We start from the raw sequence: 14,540 nt of genomic DNA, 5'->3' as shown, positions 1-14,540 counted from the left end.
CGCTCCTCACCACACCGCAAATTCGAGATCAGGACACATTTCGGGACACAAAACCGAGCGTCGGTGGTGCGTGGGGCGGCCAATGGGAGGTCTCGAACGTTCGCAACTGCCTTACATCGAAAAGTAGAACGGGCCTGCCACTCTAGCTTCGCGTCCCCCCAGTTCCGCACTGCAGTCGGACTTGATGTTCGAATTGCCGCTCATCTTGATCGTGTCGGCAACGATGCGCAGGCAGGTGCTGCTGGTTCCGTTGTTACCATTGTAGGTCAGGTCGCCATAGGGGAAGTATAGGACGCCGTTTAGATCAGTGGCGCCATTCCCATTGAACAGGTGGGACGATGTGTTCGCTCGTGCCGACATCATCAGCATGCCGGCATAGTCGCCTGTCTGCGGCGCGCTCAATGACAACGAGCCGTTGCCGTTCACTGTTATGCCGCCATCAGCCATGAAGATGGTCACGCCGGCGCCGGTCACTGTGCCTCTAACGGAAAGAGAACCTTCGACATAATAGAGGCCCGGCTCCAGGGTTTTGTCGCCGCTCAGATCAAGATTTCGATACCGCCCTGGACTGACTGTCAAGTCGCCAGCTTTCGGATTAGGATACAAGATTGGTGGTACCGGTTCCACCAGGTTACCCCATGGGTCAGGCAGTCGCCACGCATTGACGCGATTTTGCTCACAATCGGTGATCAGTCCGCTGGTCGCCACTATTCCGCCAGATGATTGAATGCAGTCCGCCTCAAGGGACGCGTCGCCGCCAACATAGATGGAATCCGGAGCCGACGAATTGGAAGCGATAACGCAGCCATCCATGATGACTGTGGTGCTTCCGGCCGCCTCGAAGGCGCGCGGCGCGGCCCGGTTGAGGGCATAGACGCACGCAGTATCACCATTGTTGGACGTAATGCGGGACCGGACGAGAATGTTGGTCGATGACGGTCCATGGCCGCCGATTGAGCGGGGAATGAGATAGGTGTAGTTGAGGCTGGATTCAGTCCTGAGGCTCTGGCTTCCGTCGTTTTCCGTCGCCAGACCGTGATAGACGAGCGAGGGTATGTTATCCGCGCTTGCATCGACCGATGCCAAGTTGGCTTTGAGTAGCTTGTCGCCAAGCGCCTGTAGCTCACCGTCGCTCAGGCCCGAGTTGACCTTGACGGCGATCTCCATGCTTGCTGCATCGAGAGCCGATTGAAGCCTGCTCCGCTCGCGGTTCATGTTCGCGAGATCCACCGCGGCGCCGACTGCTGCAATCATAGGAAGCAGCATGACAACGAGACCGATCGCAAAGTTTCCGCGGCTGTCTCGAAAGAACCGTTTCACAAGCAGAATTTGGTGCATCATGCCGGCAAAATGCATCCCTTGCGGCAAAGAAGTTGTTTCATTGATCACTAAACTCTTAAGTAGGACGGAATTCGTCCTCACAGAAAAGCTGCCGGACGGTCAAACCGCTGTCCGGATGGAGGATGCCGCCGTTCCGTGGCCGCGAATGCAGAGCGCTCTCAGCGAGCGGATGCAGGTATCGCCCGACAGCGCACAGCGCCGAACGGTTACCCGTCGCTAAGTCTATTGAAAAACAAACATTCGAAATGGGTGATCGCCAGCACCACTCGTGACCTATTCCAGTTTAGAAGGGCAAGTTCTGGCGCTGAACAACATGCCAGATCCGTTCTACGCCACCATTTCGCTCCAGAACCGGTCTAGCCAAGCTTTCTACAATTTTTCACATTGGACCCCGCGGCGGTCTGTAAGCCAACTGCAATTCGTTGGATCCGGCGACGGTTCGAACGCTGCTACGGCTTGTTCATCAGTGCGAGGTTGGCATCGACCACCGAGGTATCGGTCATTCCTGCCTTGGCCTCCAGAAGCAATTCGCGGGCTTTTTTCTTGTTGCCGCGCAACAATTGCGAATACCCCATATTGTTGACGATGTGGGCCCGGCGGCCGGCAACCACAACAAGCTGATCGTAAGCGCGGTCGGCAAAATCGAAGCGGCCGAGCTGGTCGTAGGAGGCGGCAAGTCCCAGCCATGCCTCGGCATTGTCGGACCGAAGTTCCACCGCCTTGCGGAAGTGCTTTTCTGCCAACCCATAATTGGCTTCGCGGAACTGCGTCTTGCCAGATACGAGATCAGCCCCGCTGATGTCGGTCGTCGCCGGAGCGATCGACGTGGTCTCGGTGACGTCGACGCTGCTCGTCGCGCATCCCGTCGCAATCGTCACGACTGCGACCGCAGCCAACGCGGCGAATTTCGATTGCCCCATAATCTGCCCCATCCGGCCGCTTGGCGGGCCGTCTCATCAAGCACCATAGCGGGTTCGGCTTAAGCTTCGGTGGCGGGTTTCGAGCAAATATTAGGAAAGCCGAACATATTGGATTAACTATCGACTGGAGCGGATCAGTCGCCTGCCGTCATTTTCACGATGATCGGGATGATGGCGATCATCAGCACGACTGGCAGGATGCAGACCGTAACCGGCACCGACATCTTTGCCGGCAGCGCGTGCGCCTTTTCCTCAGCTATCGACATGCGCTTGTGACGCATTTCGTCCGAATAAACCCGAAGCGCGCCCGAAAGGCTGGTGCCAAGCTCCTTCGATTGCTGAAGCAGCGTGGCGAAGGAGCGTACCTCGTCGAGGCTCAGGCGATCAGCCAACGATTTCAGCGCATCGTCAAGGCTGCGCCCTGCCCTGAGTTCGAGCGAGACAAGCTGAAGGTTCTGGCTGAGGGAGGGATAAGTGATAAAGAGCTCTTTCGACACCCGCTCGATCCCGGCCTCCATGCTCATGCCAGCGTCCGCGCAGACGATCATCAGGTCCATGAAATCGGGAAAGCCATTGCGGTATTCCCGCATTTTCGTACGGACCTGCGAGGTCAATACAAGACCCGGCAGAAAATAACCGGCGCCACCGGACATGATGATAAAAGTCCAGCGGCTCGGAACTGCCGATTCACCGCCAAACCAGCGGACGAACAGAAACGCAACAACGGCTCCAGCCAGGAAGCCGACAAAGCGGATGACAAAAAACCTGCCGACCGCGCCTGGATCCATGTGACCAGCCTGGATGAGTTTCATCCGCAGCCGCGCAACGTTTTCCGGATCGCTTTTGGCGTAGAATTCATGGGCGGTTTTCATCGCCTTGTCGCGGACGGCGCCGGCGTTCCGTTTCGGCGCGGCGGTCGGCTTGGGTGCCTCCGCAACCTCGGAGACTTCGACCTTGAGCCGGCGCTTCAAGTCGCCGCGTCCTCCACGCACGGTACTCCACTGCCAGAGGATCGCTCCTCCTCCCACGGCGAGCAGCAAAAGCGCCACCGGCGCCAGCGACGTCGGGCGAAGGGAGGCAAGGAGGCCGATCAGGGTTTCCATGTCAGAATTTGAAGTTCGACATCTTGAACATCATGGCGTTGCCCAGCATTAGCCATGAGATCGAACCGCCCAACAGATACCAAGTCATCGGCTCGCCCCAGACGCTCTCGTAGAATTGCGGCATCATGACCATGATGCCGACCATCAGCAGTGCCGGTACGGCGGTCAGGATGTAGGCCGACATGCGGCCCTCGGTCGAGATTGCTCGCACTTTGCGCCGCAGCTTTCCGCGCTCGCGGATGATCGACGACAGACCATCCAGGATTTCGCGCAGATTGCCGCCTGAGCTGCTCTGGATCGACACAGCGGTGACGAACAGCGGCAGGTCTTCGTGTCCGACGCGCTCAAACAGCGAATGCAGCGCGGAAACCAGGTCGGAGCCATAGGTCACTTCGTCGGCGATCACGCCGAATTCGGTGCCGATCGGATCGGCCATTTCACGCGCCACCATCGAGATCGCCACCGGAACCGGATGCCCTGCCTTGAGGCTTCGCGTGATGAGTTCCAGAGCTTCTGGAAGCTGCATTCCGAACATCTTGTGCCGCCGCTTGCGCAGGAACCGCAGGGTCATGATCGGAAAGACCAAACACATGACCGGAAGCACTGCCAGTGCAATGATCAGCGGCAGGCCGTAGGAAACGGCAAACAGGCAGATGCCAAGCGCCAGACCCGACGTGATCAGCAGAAATTTCGGCAGTGGCAGGACCATGCCGGACTGGATCCGCAGCTCCCGAATCCGGTCGAGTGAAAGCATCAAAGCACCGCCTTCCATCCCACGCTCTTTGCGCAGTTGGATCAGCACCTGCTCTTGGCTGAGCTTTTTCTCCTGCAGCTTCATTCGCCGATTGATCGCCATGCGGCGATCCCGGTGCCCGGCGTAAAGCAGGTAAAACGCTTCGGCGATCATGATGCCGGTCAGACCGGCGCCGGCATAAATCACATAGATGGCGCTGAATCCCTCGAGCATTGATTATTCCTGCTGTCTGCCAGGCTCGAAATATCGCCCAGGAAATTCGATGCCTATCGCCTTCAGGTCTTCGAGGAAGCGCGGGCGCAGGCCCGTCGCCTCGAAGTGGCCAAGGATCGTCCCGTCCGCTTCCATGCCGGTGCGCACGAAGCGAAATATCTCCTGCATCTGGATCACGTCGCCTTCCATCCCGGTCACTTCGGCGACGCTCGTGACCTTGCGCTTGCCGTCGGAAAGCCGGGTAAGCTGCACGACGATATCGAGCGCGCTTGCGATCTGGCTGCGGATCGACTGCACGGTCATCGGCATTCCGGTCATGCCGAGCATCTGTTCGAGACGGGAAATCGCGTCGCGCGGCGTGTTGGCATGAATGGTCGCCATCGAGCCTTCGTGGCCGGTGTTCATCGCCTGAAGCATGTCGAAGGCTTCCTCGCCGCGGCACTCGCCGAGGATGACGCGGTCCGGCCGCATGCGCAGCGCGTTTTTGACCAGATCGCGCTGCTTGAGTTCGCCGTGACCTTCGATATTGGCCGGCCTCGTCTCCATGCGCGCCACATGCGGCTGCTGCAATTGCAGTTCGGCCGCGTCTTCGATGGTGATCAGGCGCTCGTCTTCGGGGATGAAGGCCGACAGCGCGTTCAGCATCGTCGTCTTGCCGGTGCCGGTGCCGCCGGAAATAATCGTCGTCTTGCGGGCATGGACTGCGGCGGCAAGGACCTCGGCCATGTTCTGCGTGACCGCACCGAATTCAACGAGCTTATGCAGACCGAGCTTATTCTTGGAGAATTTGCGGATGGATACCAGCGGCCCGTCGACACCGACCGGTCGGATGGCGGCATTGAAGCGTGAGCCGTCGAGCATGCGCGCGTCGACCATCGGCTGGGATTCATCGACGCGGCGGCCGACGGCCGCAACGATCTTGTTGATGATGCGTATCAGGTGAGCTTCGTCCTTGAACGGAATATGCACCTGCTCGAGCTTGCCATGCCGCTCGACGAAGCAACTGCGATGGCCGTTGATCAGGATGTCGTTGATGGCTGGGTCTTTCAGCAACGGCTCGAGCGGGCCGAGGCCGACCATTTCGTCGACAATGTCATCCACCAGCGCGTCGAGTTCGGCGACATTGACCGCAAGCCGTTCGCCGCGCGCCTTCTCGGAGACGAAATCATGCACTTGCCGCCGCATCTCGTCGCGCGGCAGGCGCTCGAGCGCTACGAGGTTGATCTCTTCGATCAGCATGCGGTGAATGCGCATTCTGGCGTCGAGGACCTTCGTGGGCTTTGCCTGCCCCACCTCGGGTTTCGGCGGGGCCGGCTTGCGTGTCGTCGGGATGACGACCGGCCGATGCTGGACTGGCGCCTGCTCCTGCCGGATTTCCGGCGTGGCATCGCGTTTCTGGAGCGTCGAAAATCGGCTGATCACCCGGCTCTCCTCAAAAGACTTTTGCCGAGCCCGAACAGTGAACGCTTTTTCCGCGTTTCCGCCACGACCTCATCAGGCAGGACTATTCGCCTGAGATCGTTGACGACATTGGCGTTGGGGTCGATCTCGTGCAGCGGAACGCCGCGATCGACGGCCTCGCGCACCAGCTTGTAATTGTTCGAGATGCCGCCGACGAAATGCTCGCCGAGGAATGCCTGGACGTCGGCCCGCTTGATGCCGCTTTCGAACAGGCGTTGTTCGAAGCGGTTGACGATGACGTTTGGCTTCACCTCCTTGCCCACCGTCTCATAAACGGCCTGGATCAGCCGCTGCGTATAGCGCAGGCACGGCACGGTCATTTCGGCGACGATGTAGAGCTTGTTCGAGCCCAGCAGCACGGTCTCCGTCCAGGGAAACCACGTGCGCGGCATGTCGATGACGACATTGTCGAAATAGGCGGAGACGAGGTCCAGCATGCGGACAACCACGTCGGCGTTGAACGTGCGCATCTCCGCTGGCCGCGCAGGCGCAGCCAGCACGCAGAGACCGCTCGCATGTTTCGAGAGCATCACGTCAAGAAGCTGGCGGTCAAGGCGTTCCGGCTGATTCTCGATTTCGTTGATGTCGAAACGTGGCTCGAGGTCGAGATATTCGGCGCATGAGCCTTGCTGGAAATTGAGATCGACTACGCAGGTCGACGATCCGCGCGTTGCCGAATGGTGGAGCTGGAACGCGGTTTGCAGCGTCAGCGTGGTGGTGCCGACCCCCCCGGCGGCGGGCATGAACGTGTAGATTTGCGACTCGGTGTTCTCTTCGCGCCCCGGTCCCTCAAGCGCGCGAACGCAGGAGCGAACAAGATCGGCGGTGGTCAGCGGCTTGACCAGAAAATCGGCGACCTGAAGCTGAACCAGGATGCGCGCGGCGGACGCATTGAATTCCTGAGTCACAACGATGATTGCAGCGCGCCTTTCGAGCCGCCGCGTAATGCGCTGCAGCGCCTCGATCTCGTTGAGCTTGGCCGCATCCATGTCGACGATCACCGCGCTGCAATCAGCCTCCTGGATTTCGCCGCGTAACTCGGTGACGTTCTTCTCGACCGTAACAAGCGCAACCGCCTCCGACGAGGCGAACGCCGTCCTTGTTTTCTGCACAAAGCTCTTGTCGGTGGAAACAAGCACGATCCGCTTGGTTTTTCCGGGATTTGCCATTCTTCTCGCCCGCGCGTTTGGTGCCTGATCAGTAACCGGCCGTGGGTTGCGATGCTTTTTCCTCGACCCCTTTCGGGGCCGCGCTTGGCTGGGTGCCGCGGTTTGCTGGCACCCGAAGCCGGGTGCGTTCGACGCCCTCAGGCCACGGATCGACCATCTGCATCACGGTGTTGGCCGCCATCGCATTGCCGGCGCCTTGGGTCAGCCCGTCGAGACGCATCGTCTCCTCGGTGGCACAACCGCTGGCAGAGGCAAGCATTGCGACGGCGCCGATCCTTGAAAGCGTTCGCATGCTTATTCCTTTGGGAGATCGAGGAAGTGGCCGACTTTTGTGGCTGGAGCGGCAGCGTCGGTTGCGGTCCGGCCATTGTGGGCAGCGTCGGCGGTTTTCACCTCCTCCACATTGCCCAGAAAATAATCGACATTGCTTGCCGGCAAGGTGCCGTCAGCCGGCGTCAGCGGCTTCTTCGATGGGTCCATCGGCTTAACGAGGTACGGCGTGACGATGATGACCAGGTCCGTTTCGCGCCGCTGATACGCTCTGGAACTGAACAGCGGGCCGAGCACCGGCAACTTGCCCAGACCTGGGACGCGCTGCTGAACCATGTCGTTCTCGCTTTGCAGCAAGCCCGCCATCATGAAACTCTGACCGCTTTTCAGATCGATCGACGTGTGCGCGCGCCGCACCACGAAACCCGGGATGGAGATATTGCCGATATTGTAGGAAGCCGATCTATCGATCGAGGAGACCTCCGGCTCGATGTCGAGAGCGATCAGGCCGTCGCTGAGCACGGTCGGTGTGAAGTCCAGACTGACGCCGAACTTTTTGTATTCGACTGTGATCTTGCCGACCTCTTCCGAGACTGGGATCGGAAACTCGCCGCCCGCCAGGAAACTCGCTTTTTCACCCGAGCGCGCAATCAGGTTCGGTTCGGCAAGACGTCGCGCGACACCGCGGTCTTCCAGAGCCTTGATGGCGACATCGATTGACACGCCGTTGGAGAGAAGGCCGCCGATGAGCTGTGCCGCGGGAGCCGCCTTAGAAACCGAAGGAGTGGAGTTGAATGAGACGCGGCCATTGCTGCCGATGTATGTCACGCCGATTTTGGTGCCGAGTTCCTGTCCCACTTGCCGGTTGATTTCGACGAAGCGCACATTCAGCTGAACCTGCTGCGACGAGGAGATATTGACCGAGTTGATGACCGTTTCTTCGCCCGAAAAATTGGTGGCGATCCGAGTCGCCTTATCAACCGCCAACGCATCTTCGGCTGAGCCAGACAGAACAAGCCGGCCATTCGCCGAGCTAACCTTTATGTTGGCGCCCGGCACGCTGTCGCGGATGGTGCTGGCCAAACGGTCGGTGTCGAGCGTCACCTCGATGTCCATCGTACCGACCAGTTTCTTGTTTTCGTCGAAGAGAGCGATGCCCGTGGTGCCGAGATTACTGCCGAGCAGGTAGAAGGAGCGGTCCGTCAGCGGCTTGACGTTGGCGATCTCTGGATCGCCGATGACGATCTCGTGGAACGGCAGATCGGTCTTGATCGTTCTGGGCTTTCCCCTGGCGAGCTTGATCGACATGTTTTTGGTCGAGGTAATGTAAACCACGCCGTTGCCGGCCTCAGCGTTTCCAACGCCAACCAGAAAGTGTCCCGCCGCAACCGAGATCGCCAGCAATGCTATTCCGGCAGCATGCGCGCGGCTCCGACACAAATTGCCCATCCACCCAAACATTGCCTGTCCCCAAAAATCCGGCACCCCTGCCGGTGTCGTGTCACTTGTCCGGCGCAACAACCTGATAGGATTGCGGGTTGGTGCCGCGCGTCACGATCACGGTCTTGAATTTTTGCGCTTCCGGCCCCTCTGCGGCGATCGCCTCGATGATTGCGCCCGCAGCATCCGACCCGCCGGCCGCCACCGAGCCGCCGAATGAAGAGATGGTCGTCAAACCGTCTGTCGAACCACCGCCTTCGCTTGAGGCGCGCAGCGACAGCGACAGCGTGCCCACCGTGCGGGCCAGCGCCACCTTCTGCGCGCCCTCGGCATTGACCTCGATGGTCACAGAATTAGCGATCTGCGGACTGGTCTGCCGCTCGTCGGCGCCCTGGCCGACGGTCAGCACCTTGGCGCTCTCGACCACGATCTCGCTGGTCAGCGTCGAACCGGCCGCGCCTTCGGCATTTTTCGCGACTTCGGTGATGGCGCCGGCGTCGCGCGTCAGCACCACGTCGACATGGTCGCCGGGCATAACGAAGCCGCCGACGCCGGCTATTTCGTCGGTGCGGATTGTCACCGCCCGCATGCCGGGCGAAAGCAGGTTCGACAGCGTCGCGCGCCCATTGGGACCCGACAGTTTTGCAAGCAAAAGCGGCTCGTTGATCTCTAGGGGTGAAAGCACGACACGACTTCCCTCGGCCAAAGCTTCGTTGATCGTCGTGAAGGCGCCCTGCGGAAGCGAATCCTGCGGCCACGGAATTTCCGCCAGTTGCGTCCGCTCTAGCGCCATGCCGAAGCGCAGCGGCGCCCTGGCGACGACGATCGTCTGAAACTGCATCGCCGGCGGCGCGGGTGTCGGAACTGCGAGCGAAATCCCTCCGGCACGAGCGTTTGCTTCGCTCTTAATCCAGAGATCGGCGGCAAAGATCGAGGCCGCGCCGAACACCGCGGCAATGCCGATCATTGTAATGGCTTTGCCCTTCACACCCGATCCCCCAAAATGAAGCCTTCTTGTCTTTTGTCTTTGGCCGGACGCTACCGGGCGATTCTGAACAATTAGAAACTTCGCTTATTCGAATTGGAGCTATCGTTGCGTCTGGTTACCGAACCCTTGGACCTTTTTCCGCAATTTGAGTGAGCGCCATTTACTTTTGGGTCGAAATTCACTTGGCTTCGACGTTTCCGGCACGCCGTCACGTTGTTGGTTACCCACACGGTCAATGCGGCCAGAAGCAATCGACAGTTTTCAGGAACGAGTTCATCAGGCTTCTGTGAAATGCTTCGCCATCGAATCTGCGATGGCGTCGCTACCGTGAGCGCCCGGGTCCCCGTTCCGGTGATCGGCCTCGTCAAGACCTAGCGCGCCGGCACTGGCGTCTACATCACGGCCGGTGGCAGGACTTTCTGGCTTTTATCTCGGCGTGCAGGCTGACGGCGATAAATTAGAGCGCACTCTTTCCGTCGCCATCTTCTCAATTGTATTTGCGTGCGCGATCGTCATCTTATTTTTCAACATGGATTCTACTAGAACGGAAATATCGAATTCAAAATTGTTTTCGGACGAGACAAGATTGACGATAGCATCGGACCCTTTTCTAGCTGTACTAGGATTCTTTTCGCTATTCTCTGTTTCCGTGCTTTCGATGGTAATGATTTTGCTTTTAATTTGGCGCTGCTCTACGAAAGTTGCCCACGTCGTGTCTGAAGTATTCCGCGACGACCGTCCTTAACTCGATCATTTAGATAGAGCCGGCCTCCAAGACTTTGGATGTCACAGCCCGATCAGCCCTAACGTTTCAGAAAATCACATCTGTCGCGCGGCATGGGGTCACTGCGACGCTGCCGGTGACAGTCGCAATATTCTTCCGGCCGGCTCATCGGTCAACGCCATTACCGCGTCGTCGGGAGCCTGCACCACGTCTCGGATACGCCTGCCGAGAGCGAGGACTTCCTCGCCGGCGACCTGCTTTCCGTCAATCCTGACACGAACGATGCCTTCCGCCGACAGTCCGCCAATCAGCAGGTCGCCTCGCCAACCGGCAAACATGTCGCCGGTGTAGAAGGTCATGCCGGAAGGCGAGATGACGGGCGTCCAGCTATGGACGGAGCCGGCAAACTCCGGCCTCGTCGACGGATCGGGGATGCGTTTGCCCGAATAGTGGCGGCCCCAGCTGACCACGGGCCAGCCGTAATTCCTGCCTGCTTCCGGAATGTTCAGCTCGTCGCCGCCGAGCGGTCCCATTTCCGCCGTCCAGAGCACGCCGGTTTCGGGATGGAGCGCTGCACTTTGCACATTGCGATGGCCGTAGGACCAGATCTCGTCGGCGCCGTCCTTGCCGACGAAAGGATTGTCATCAGGCACAGAACCATCGGGATTGATGCGGACGATCGTCCCGAGATGATTGTTCGGGTCCTGTGCCTGCCGCATCTTGAAGCGCTCGCCGAGCGTGACGAAGAGCTTGCCGTCCGGCGCGAATACCAGGCGGGAGCCATAGTGGTTCCGGCCGGAGACGGCCGGTTCCTGCCGGAAGATCACTTCGAAGTTCGAGAGCGCGCTGCCGTTCTCGTCCAGGCGTCCACGGCCGACGGACGTGGCCGCGCCGCCGCCGCGTTCCTCCGAGTAGGAGAGATAAACCGTCCGGTTGTTGGCAAAGTCCGGATCGAGCGCCACATCCAGCAGGCCGCCTTGTCCGCCGGCGAGGACGTCCGGCACACCGTCGATCGGATCGGAAACGGCCCCGTCGCTCGAGACGAGCCGCAGGCGCCCCGGACGCTCGGTGACCAGCAACGTGCCGTCGGGCAGGTAGGTCGCGCCCCAGGGATGCTCGAGCCCTTCGGCAAAGGTCTCGACCGCGATGCGACCAGTTTCGCTCTGTATGCTGCTGTCCTGCGCGAGCGAGGGCGCACCGAGGGCAAGAAGAAAAGACGAGGCAATGAATATCCGCAGCATGATTTCTCCATCCGAACGGGGGTATAGGGGAGGAGCCGCCGGCTCCCCGATATAATGACCGACTGCCGATGCGGTTCCAAGCTGGCGCGTTCGCCTGGATTTTAGCCATGACCGTGTCCTTGCCGACGGGACGAGCCCGGCGCATGTGACACCCTCAGCGCGCCTCTACAGAAAAGAAGACAAATGAGCGCGACTTGAAAACTAATTGAGACACAACTGAAACACATCTACGCGCAGGCGACATGTACGCGAAACGCTTTGGGGCGATGGTTCACCCCCAAGCCAGGAACGCAGGAGCGTCGCCGATGACACCCGACCAGATCAGACTTGTCCAGGACAGTTTTCGCGAGATCGTCCCGATCCGCGTGGCCGCCGCGGCGTTGTTCTATGAACGCCTATTCGCGATCGACGCGGACCTTCGCGCGCTGTTTCCGGTCAGAGACATGAGCAAGCAAGGCGCCAAGCTGATGGCGAGCTTGGGCTTCGTCGTGCACGGACTGGACCGTGCCGACACCATCCTCCCGACGGTGCGCGTGCTCGCCAAGCGTCACGTGACCTACGGCGTCGAGGAGCGTCATTACCCGATCGTCGGGCAAGCGCTCATCGAGACGCTGGCGGCCGGCCTCGGCACGGCTTTTACGCCGCCGGTCCGCGAGGCTTGGGAGGCGGCCTACGGGTTGCTCGCGAGTGTGATGATCGCGGCTGCCCGCGAGGATCAGCTCGCAGCGTGATTTTTTGGGATGCAGCCGCAGGCGACCATCCACCCGAACGACAATGCCAAATGGAGAGAAACACCATGCTCAGATACACAGCTCTTGCGGCGCTTTGCGCTGTGGCAAGTTCCGCTTCCGCCGGCGAACTCACGGCCCGTCAGGGTGGGAGCGTCGATCTCGGCACCTTTCACGGCGTCGTCTACTACACGGAGGCGGATGACGGCTATCGGGTGGTCACCACGATGGCTGCGGGCGAAGAAAGTTTTCCCGTACGCTTCGTCGCGACGCTCACCGAGGGCCAGGCGATGGTGATCTCGGTCCCGGGCGCGTTGGCAGGACCCGGCCAGGCACTCGAAATCTCGCGCGCCAAAGGCAAGCTCGTTGTCGCCAAGGTGGAGTCCACCCAGTAAACGTCTCCACGACTGAATTGCGGCAACGCGACGAGAGAATCGGCACCGCCATTGGGATGGCTATCGGTGCCGTCAGGCGGCCTTCTTCTTCGCCAGCCTCGCCTTGATGCTGGCGACGTCGGCGCGTGGCGTCGCCGCAAACAGCGTCTTGGTGTAGCTGTGCTTGGGGTCGGCAAAGACCGCGTCGCGCGAGCCGTATTCGACGGCCTCGCCGTAATACATGACCATCACGTCGTCGGCGATGTAGCGCACCACCGACAGGTCGTGGCTGATGAAGACATAGGTCAGCTTGAACTCGTCCTGCAGGTCGGCGAGCAGGTTGAGCACCTGCGCCTGCACCGACAGATCGAGCGCCGAAACCGGCTCGTCGAGCACCAACAGGCTCGGATTGAGCATCAGTGCGCGGGCAATGGCGATGCGCTGGCGCTGGCCGCCTGAGAACATGTGCGGGTAACGGTTGTAGTGCTCGGGCCCGAGGCCGACCTTCTTCAGCATCTTCATGGCGAGATCGCGCCGTTCGTCGGCCGGCGTGTCGGTGTTGATGAGCAGCGGCTCACCCAGCACATCGCCGATCTTCTGGCGCGGATTGAGCGAACCATAGGGGTTCTGGAAGACGATCTGCACCTTGCGGCGCATCTCCTTCGTCAGCCCATCCCTGGCGATGTCGACCTTGTTGCCGTCGATGAAGAGCTCGCCTGCTGTCGCGGGATCGATCAGGGTGATGATACGTGCGAGCGTTGACTTGCCGCAGCCGCTTTCGCCGACGATGGCCAGCGTCTTGCCCTTGTCGACGCTGAAGGAAACGCCCTTGACCGCGTGCACCGTGCGTGAGGGACGAAACAGACCGCCGCCGACATGGTAGTCGCGCACGATGTTCTTGCCTTCGAGAACCGTCATACTCATGGCGCGGCTCCTGTTGCAGGCGCGGCCCCTGTTGCAGGCCCGCTTCCCGCAGCAGACGGCGCCGGTTCGAACAGCATGTCGGAAATGGTCGGCAGCCGGTCGCCGACGGCGTTTTCCGGCAGCGCCGACAGCAGCGCGCGCGTGTAGTTGCTCTTCGGCTGCTCGAACAGCGACAGCACGTCGGCCTCCTCCATCTTGCGGCCCTTGTACTGGACGATGACGCGGTCGGCGGTCTCGGCCACGACGCCCATATTGTGGGTGATCATGATCAGCCCCATGCCGTATTTGGCCTGCAGGCCAACCAAAAGATCGAGGATCTGCTTCTGGATGGTGACGTCGAGCGCGGTCGTCGGCTCATCGGCGATCAGCAGCTTCGGATTGCAGGCAATGGCGATGGCGATCATGACGCGCTGGCACTGGCCGCCCGACATCTGGTGCGGGAACGAGTTCAGCCGCTCTTCCGGATCGGCGATGCCGACCAGCTTCATCAGTTCGATAGCGCGGGCACGGCGCTGGGCGCGGTCCATGCCCATATGGAAGCGCAGCACCTCCTCGATCTGGAAGCCGGCGGTGAAGCACGGATTGAGACTGGCGATCGGCTCCTGGAAGATCATCGAGATGTCCTTGCCGACGATCTTGCGGCGCTCGGACGGACTGAGCTCGAGCAGGTCGATGCCGTCGAAGGCCATGCGGTCGGCCTTCACCGTCGCCGTGTTCGGCAACAGCCCCATCACCGCCAGCATCGCCACCGATTTGCCGGAACCGGATTCGCCAACGATCGCCAGCACTTCGCGCGGCTCGATCGACAGGTCGATGCCTTGCACGGCCATGAACGGTCCGGCGGCGGTATCGAAGGACACGGTAAGGTTCTTGATTTCGAGAAGAGGCAT

General features: G+C 60.4%; 14 protein-coding genes. 2 read left to right on the top strand and 12 right to left on the bottom strand.

The window, feature by feature from the left end:
• Nucleotides 1–111: 111 nt before the first annotated feature.
• The 10 genes from AC0L3N_RS01775 to AC0L3N_RS01730 form a co-directional block, all read right to left on the bottom strand.
• On the bottom strand, nucleotides 112–1,389 hold the full coding sequence (locus AC0L3N_RS01775) for a TadE/TadG family type IV pilus assembly protein (RefSeq protein ID WP_473545134.1): 1,278 nt from the start codon (nucleotides 1,387–1,389) through the stop codon (nucleotides 112–114).
• A 401-nt stretch (nucleotides 1,390–1,790) separates the two neighbouring features.
• Complete coding sequence (locus tag AC0L3N_RS01770; RefSeq protein ID WP_473545132.1) at nucleotides 1,791–2,261, bottom strand: tetratricopeptide repeat protein; 471 nt, start codon at nucleotides 2,259–2,261, stop codon at nucleotides 1,791–1,793.
• A 134-nt stretch (nucleotides 2,262–2,395) separates the two neighbouring features.
• Nucleotides 2,396–3,364: a type II secretion system F family protein gene (locus AC0L3N_RS01765; RefSeq protein ID WP_473545130.1), complete on the bottom strand. Its 969-nt coding sequence runs from the start codon at nucleotides 3,362–3,364 to the stop codon at nucleotides 2,396–2,398.
• A gap of 1 nt (nucleotide 3,365) precedes the next feature.
• Nucleotides 3,366–4,331 carry a type II secretion system F family protein gene (locus AC0L3N_RS01760; protein ID WP_473545128.1) on the bottom strand — a complete coding sequence of 322 codons (966 nt, stop codon included), beginning with the start codon at nucleotides 4,329–4,331 and terminating at the stop codon, nucleotides 3,366–3,368.
• A gap of 3 nt (nucleotides 4,332–4,334) precedes the next feature.
• A complete protein-coding gene (locus AC0L3N_RS01755) occupies nucleotides 4,335–5,753 on the bottom strand; it encodes a CpaF family protein (protein ID WP_473545126.1) in 1,419 nt (472 codons plus the stop codon).
• Nucleotides 5,750–6,961: a CpaE/TadZ family protein gene (locus tag AC0L3N_RS01750; RefSeq protein WP_473545124.1), complete on the bottom strand. Its 1,212-nt coding sequence runs from the start codon at nucleotides 6,959–6,961 to the stop codon at nucleotides 5,750–5,752. The genes AC0L3N_RS01755 and AC0L3N_RS01750 overlap by 4 nt, the downstream gene beginning before the upstream one ends.
• A gap of 28 nt (nucleotides 6,962–6,989) precedes the next feature.
• On the bottom strand, nucleotides 6,990–7,253 hold the full coding sequence (locus AC0L3N_RS01745; protein ID WP_473545122.1) for a hypothetical protein: 264 nt from the start codon (nucleotides 7,251–7,253) through the stop codon (nucleotides 6,990–6,992).
• A 2-nt stretch (nucleotides 7,254–7,255) separates the two neighbouring features.
• A complete protein-coding gene (locus AC0L3N_RS01740) occupies nucleotides 7,256–8,671 on the bottom strand; it encodes a type II and III secretion system protein family protein (protein ID WP_473545285.1) in 1,416 nt (471 codons plus the stop codon).
• Between the two features lie 61 nt (nucleotides 8,672–8,732).
• Nucleotides 8,733–9,659 carry a Flp pilus assembly protein CpaB gene (gene cpaB, locus AC0L3N_RS01735; RefSeq protein WP_292546704.1) on the bottom strand — a complete coding sequence of 309 codons (927 nt, stop codon included), beginning with the start codon at nucleotides 9,657–9,659 and terminating at the stop codon, nucleotides 8,733–8,735.
• Nucleotides 9,660–10,502: 843 nt separating this feature from the next.
• On the bottom strand, nucleotides 10,503–11,624 hold the full coding sequence (locus AC0L3N_RS01730; RefSeq protein WP_473545119.1) for a PQQ-dependent sugar dehydrogenase: 1,122 nt from the start codon (nucleotides 11,622–11,624) through the stop codon (nucleotides 10,503–10,505).
• Nucleotides 11,625–11,929: 305 nt separating this feature from the next.
• Here AC0L3N_RS01730 and AC0L3N_RS01725 point away from each other — a divergent pair, with 305 nt between their 5' ends.
• On the top strand, nucleotides 11,930–12,355 hold the full coding sequence (locus tag AC0L3N_RS01725; protein WP_473545117.1) for a globin family protein: 426 nt from the start codon (nucleotides 11,930–11,932) through the stop codon (nucleotides 12,353–12,355).
• A gap of 65 nt (nucleotides 12,356–12,420) precedes the next feature.
• On the top strand, nucleotides 12,421–12,747 hold the full coding sequence (locus AC0L3N_RS01720; protein WP_473545116.1) for a hypothetical protein: 327 nt from the start codon (nucleotides 12,421–12,423) through the stop codon (nucleotides 12,745–12,747).
• Nucleotides 12,748–12,819: 72 nt separating this feature from the next.
• On the opposite strand, the gene AC0L3N_RS01715 is transcribed toward AC0L3N_RS01720, so the two are convergent.
• Both AC0L3N_RS01715 and AC0L3N_RS01710 read right to left on the bottom strand, forming a co-directional pair.
• Complete coding sequence (locus AC0L3N_RS01715) at nucleotides 12,820–13,650, bottom strand: dipeptide ABC transporter ATP-binding protein (RefSeq protein WP_473545114.1); 831 nt, start codon at nucleotides 13,648–13,650, stop codon at nucleotides 12,820–12,822.
• On the bottom strand, nucleotides 13,647–14,540 hold the full coding sequence (locus tag AC0L3N_RS01710; protein ID WP_473545112.1) for an ABC transporter ATP-binding protein: 894 nt from the start codon (nucleotides 14,538–14,540) through the stop codon (nucleotides 13,647–13,649). The genes AC0L3N_RS01715 and AC0L3N_RS01710 overlap by 4 nt, the downstream gene beginning before the upstream one ends.

This window comes from Mesorhizobium sp. WSM4807 (genome assembly GCF_055811615.1).
The sequence above is the reverse complement of the archived record's forward strand: the minus strand, read 5'-3'. Positions and strand labels throughout refer to the sequence as shown.

Bases quoted from the DNA above. Each gene is read 5' to 3' on its own strand.
- AC0L3N_RS01770 (WP_473545132.1), bottom strand. From the start codon at position 2,261: ATGGGGCAATCGAAATTCGCCGCGTTGGCTGCGGTCGCAGTCGTGACG.
- AC0L3N_RS01765 (WP_473545130.1), bottom strand. From the start codon at position 3,364: ATGGAAACCCTGATCGGCCTCCTTGCCTCCCTTCGCCCGACGTCGCTG.
- AC0L3N_RS01760 (WP_473545128.1), bottom strand. From the start codon at position 4,331: ATGCTCGAGGGATTCAGCGCCATCTATGTGATTTATGCCGGCGCCGGT.
- AC0L3N_RS01750 (WP_473545124.1), bottom strand. From the start codon at position 6,961: ATGGCAAATCCCGGAAAAACCAAGCGGATCGTGCTTGTTTCCACCGAC.
- AC0L3N_RS01745 (WP_473545122.1), bottom strand. From the start codon at position 7,253: ATGCGAACGCTTTCAAGGATCGGCGCCGTCGCAATGCTTGCCTCTGCC.
- AC0L3N_RS01730 (WP_473545119.1), bottom strand. From the start codon at position 11,624: ATGCTGCGGATATTCATTGCCTCGTCTTTTCTTCTTGCCCTCGGTGCG.
- AC0L3N_RS01725 (WP_473545117.1), top strand. From the start codon at position 11,930: ATGACACCCGACCAGATCAGACTTGTCCAGGACAGTTTTCGCGAGATC.
- AC0L3N_RS01720 (WP_473545116.1), top strand. From the start codon at position 12,421: ATGCTCAGATACACAGCTCTTGCGGCGCTTTGCGCTGTGGCAAGTTCC.
- AC0L3N_RS01715 (WP_473545114.1), bottom strand. From the start codon at position 13,650: ATGAGTATGACGGTTCTCGAAGGCAAGAACATCGTGCGCGACTACCAT.
- AC0L3N_RS01710 (WP_473545112.1), bottom strand. From the start codon at position 14,540: ATGCCTCTTCTCGAAATCAAGAACCTTACCGTGTCCTTCGATACCGCC.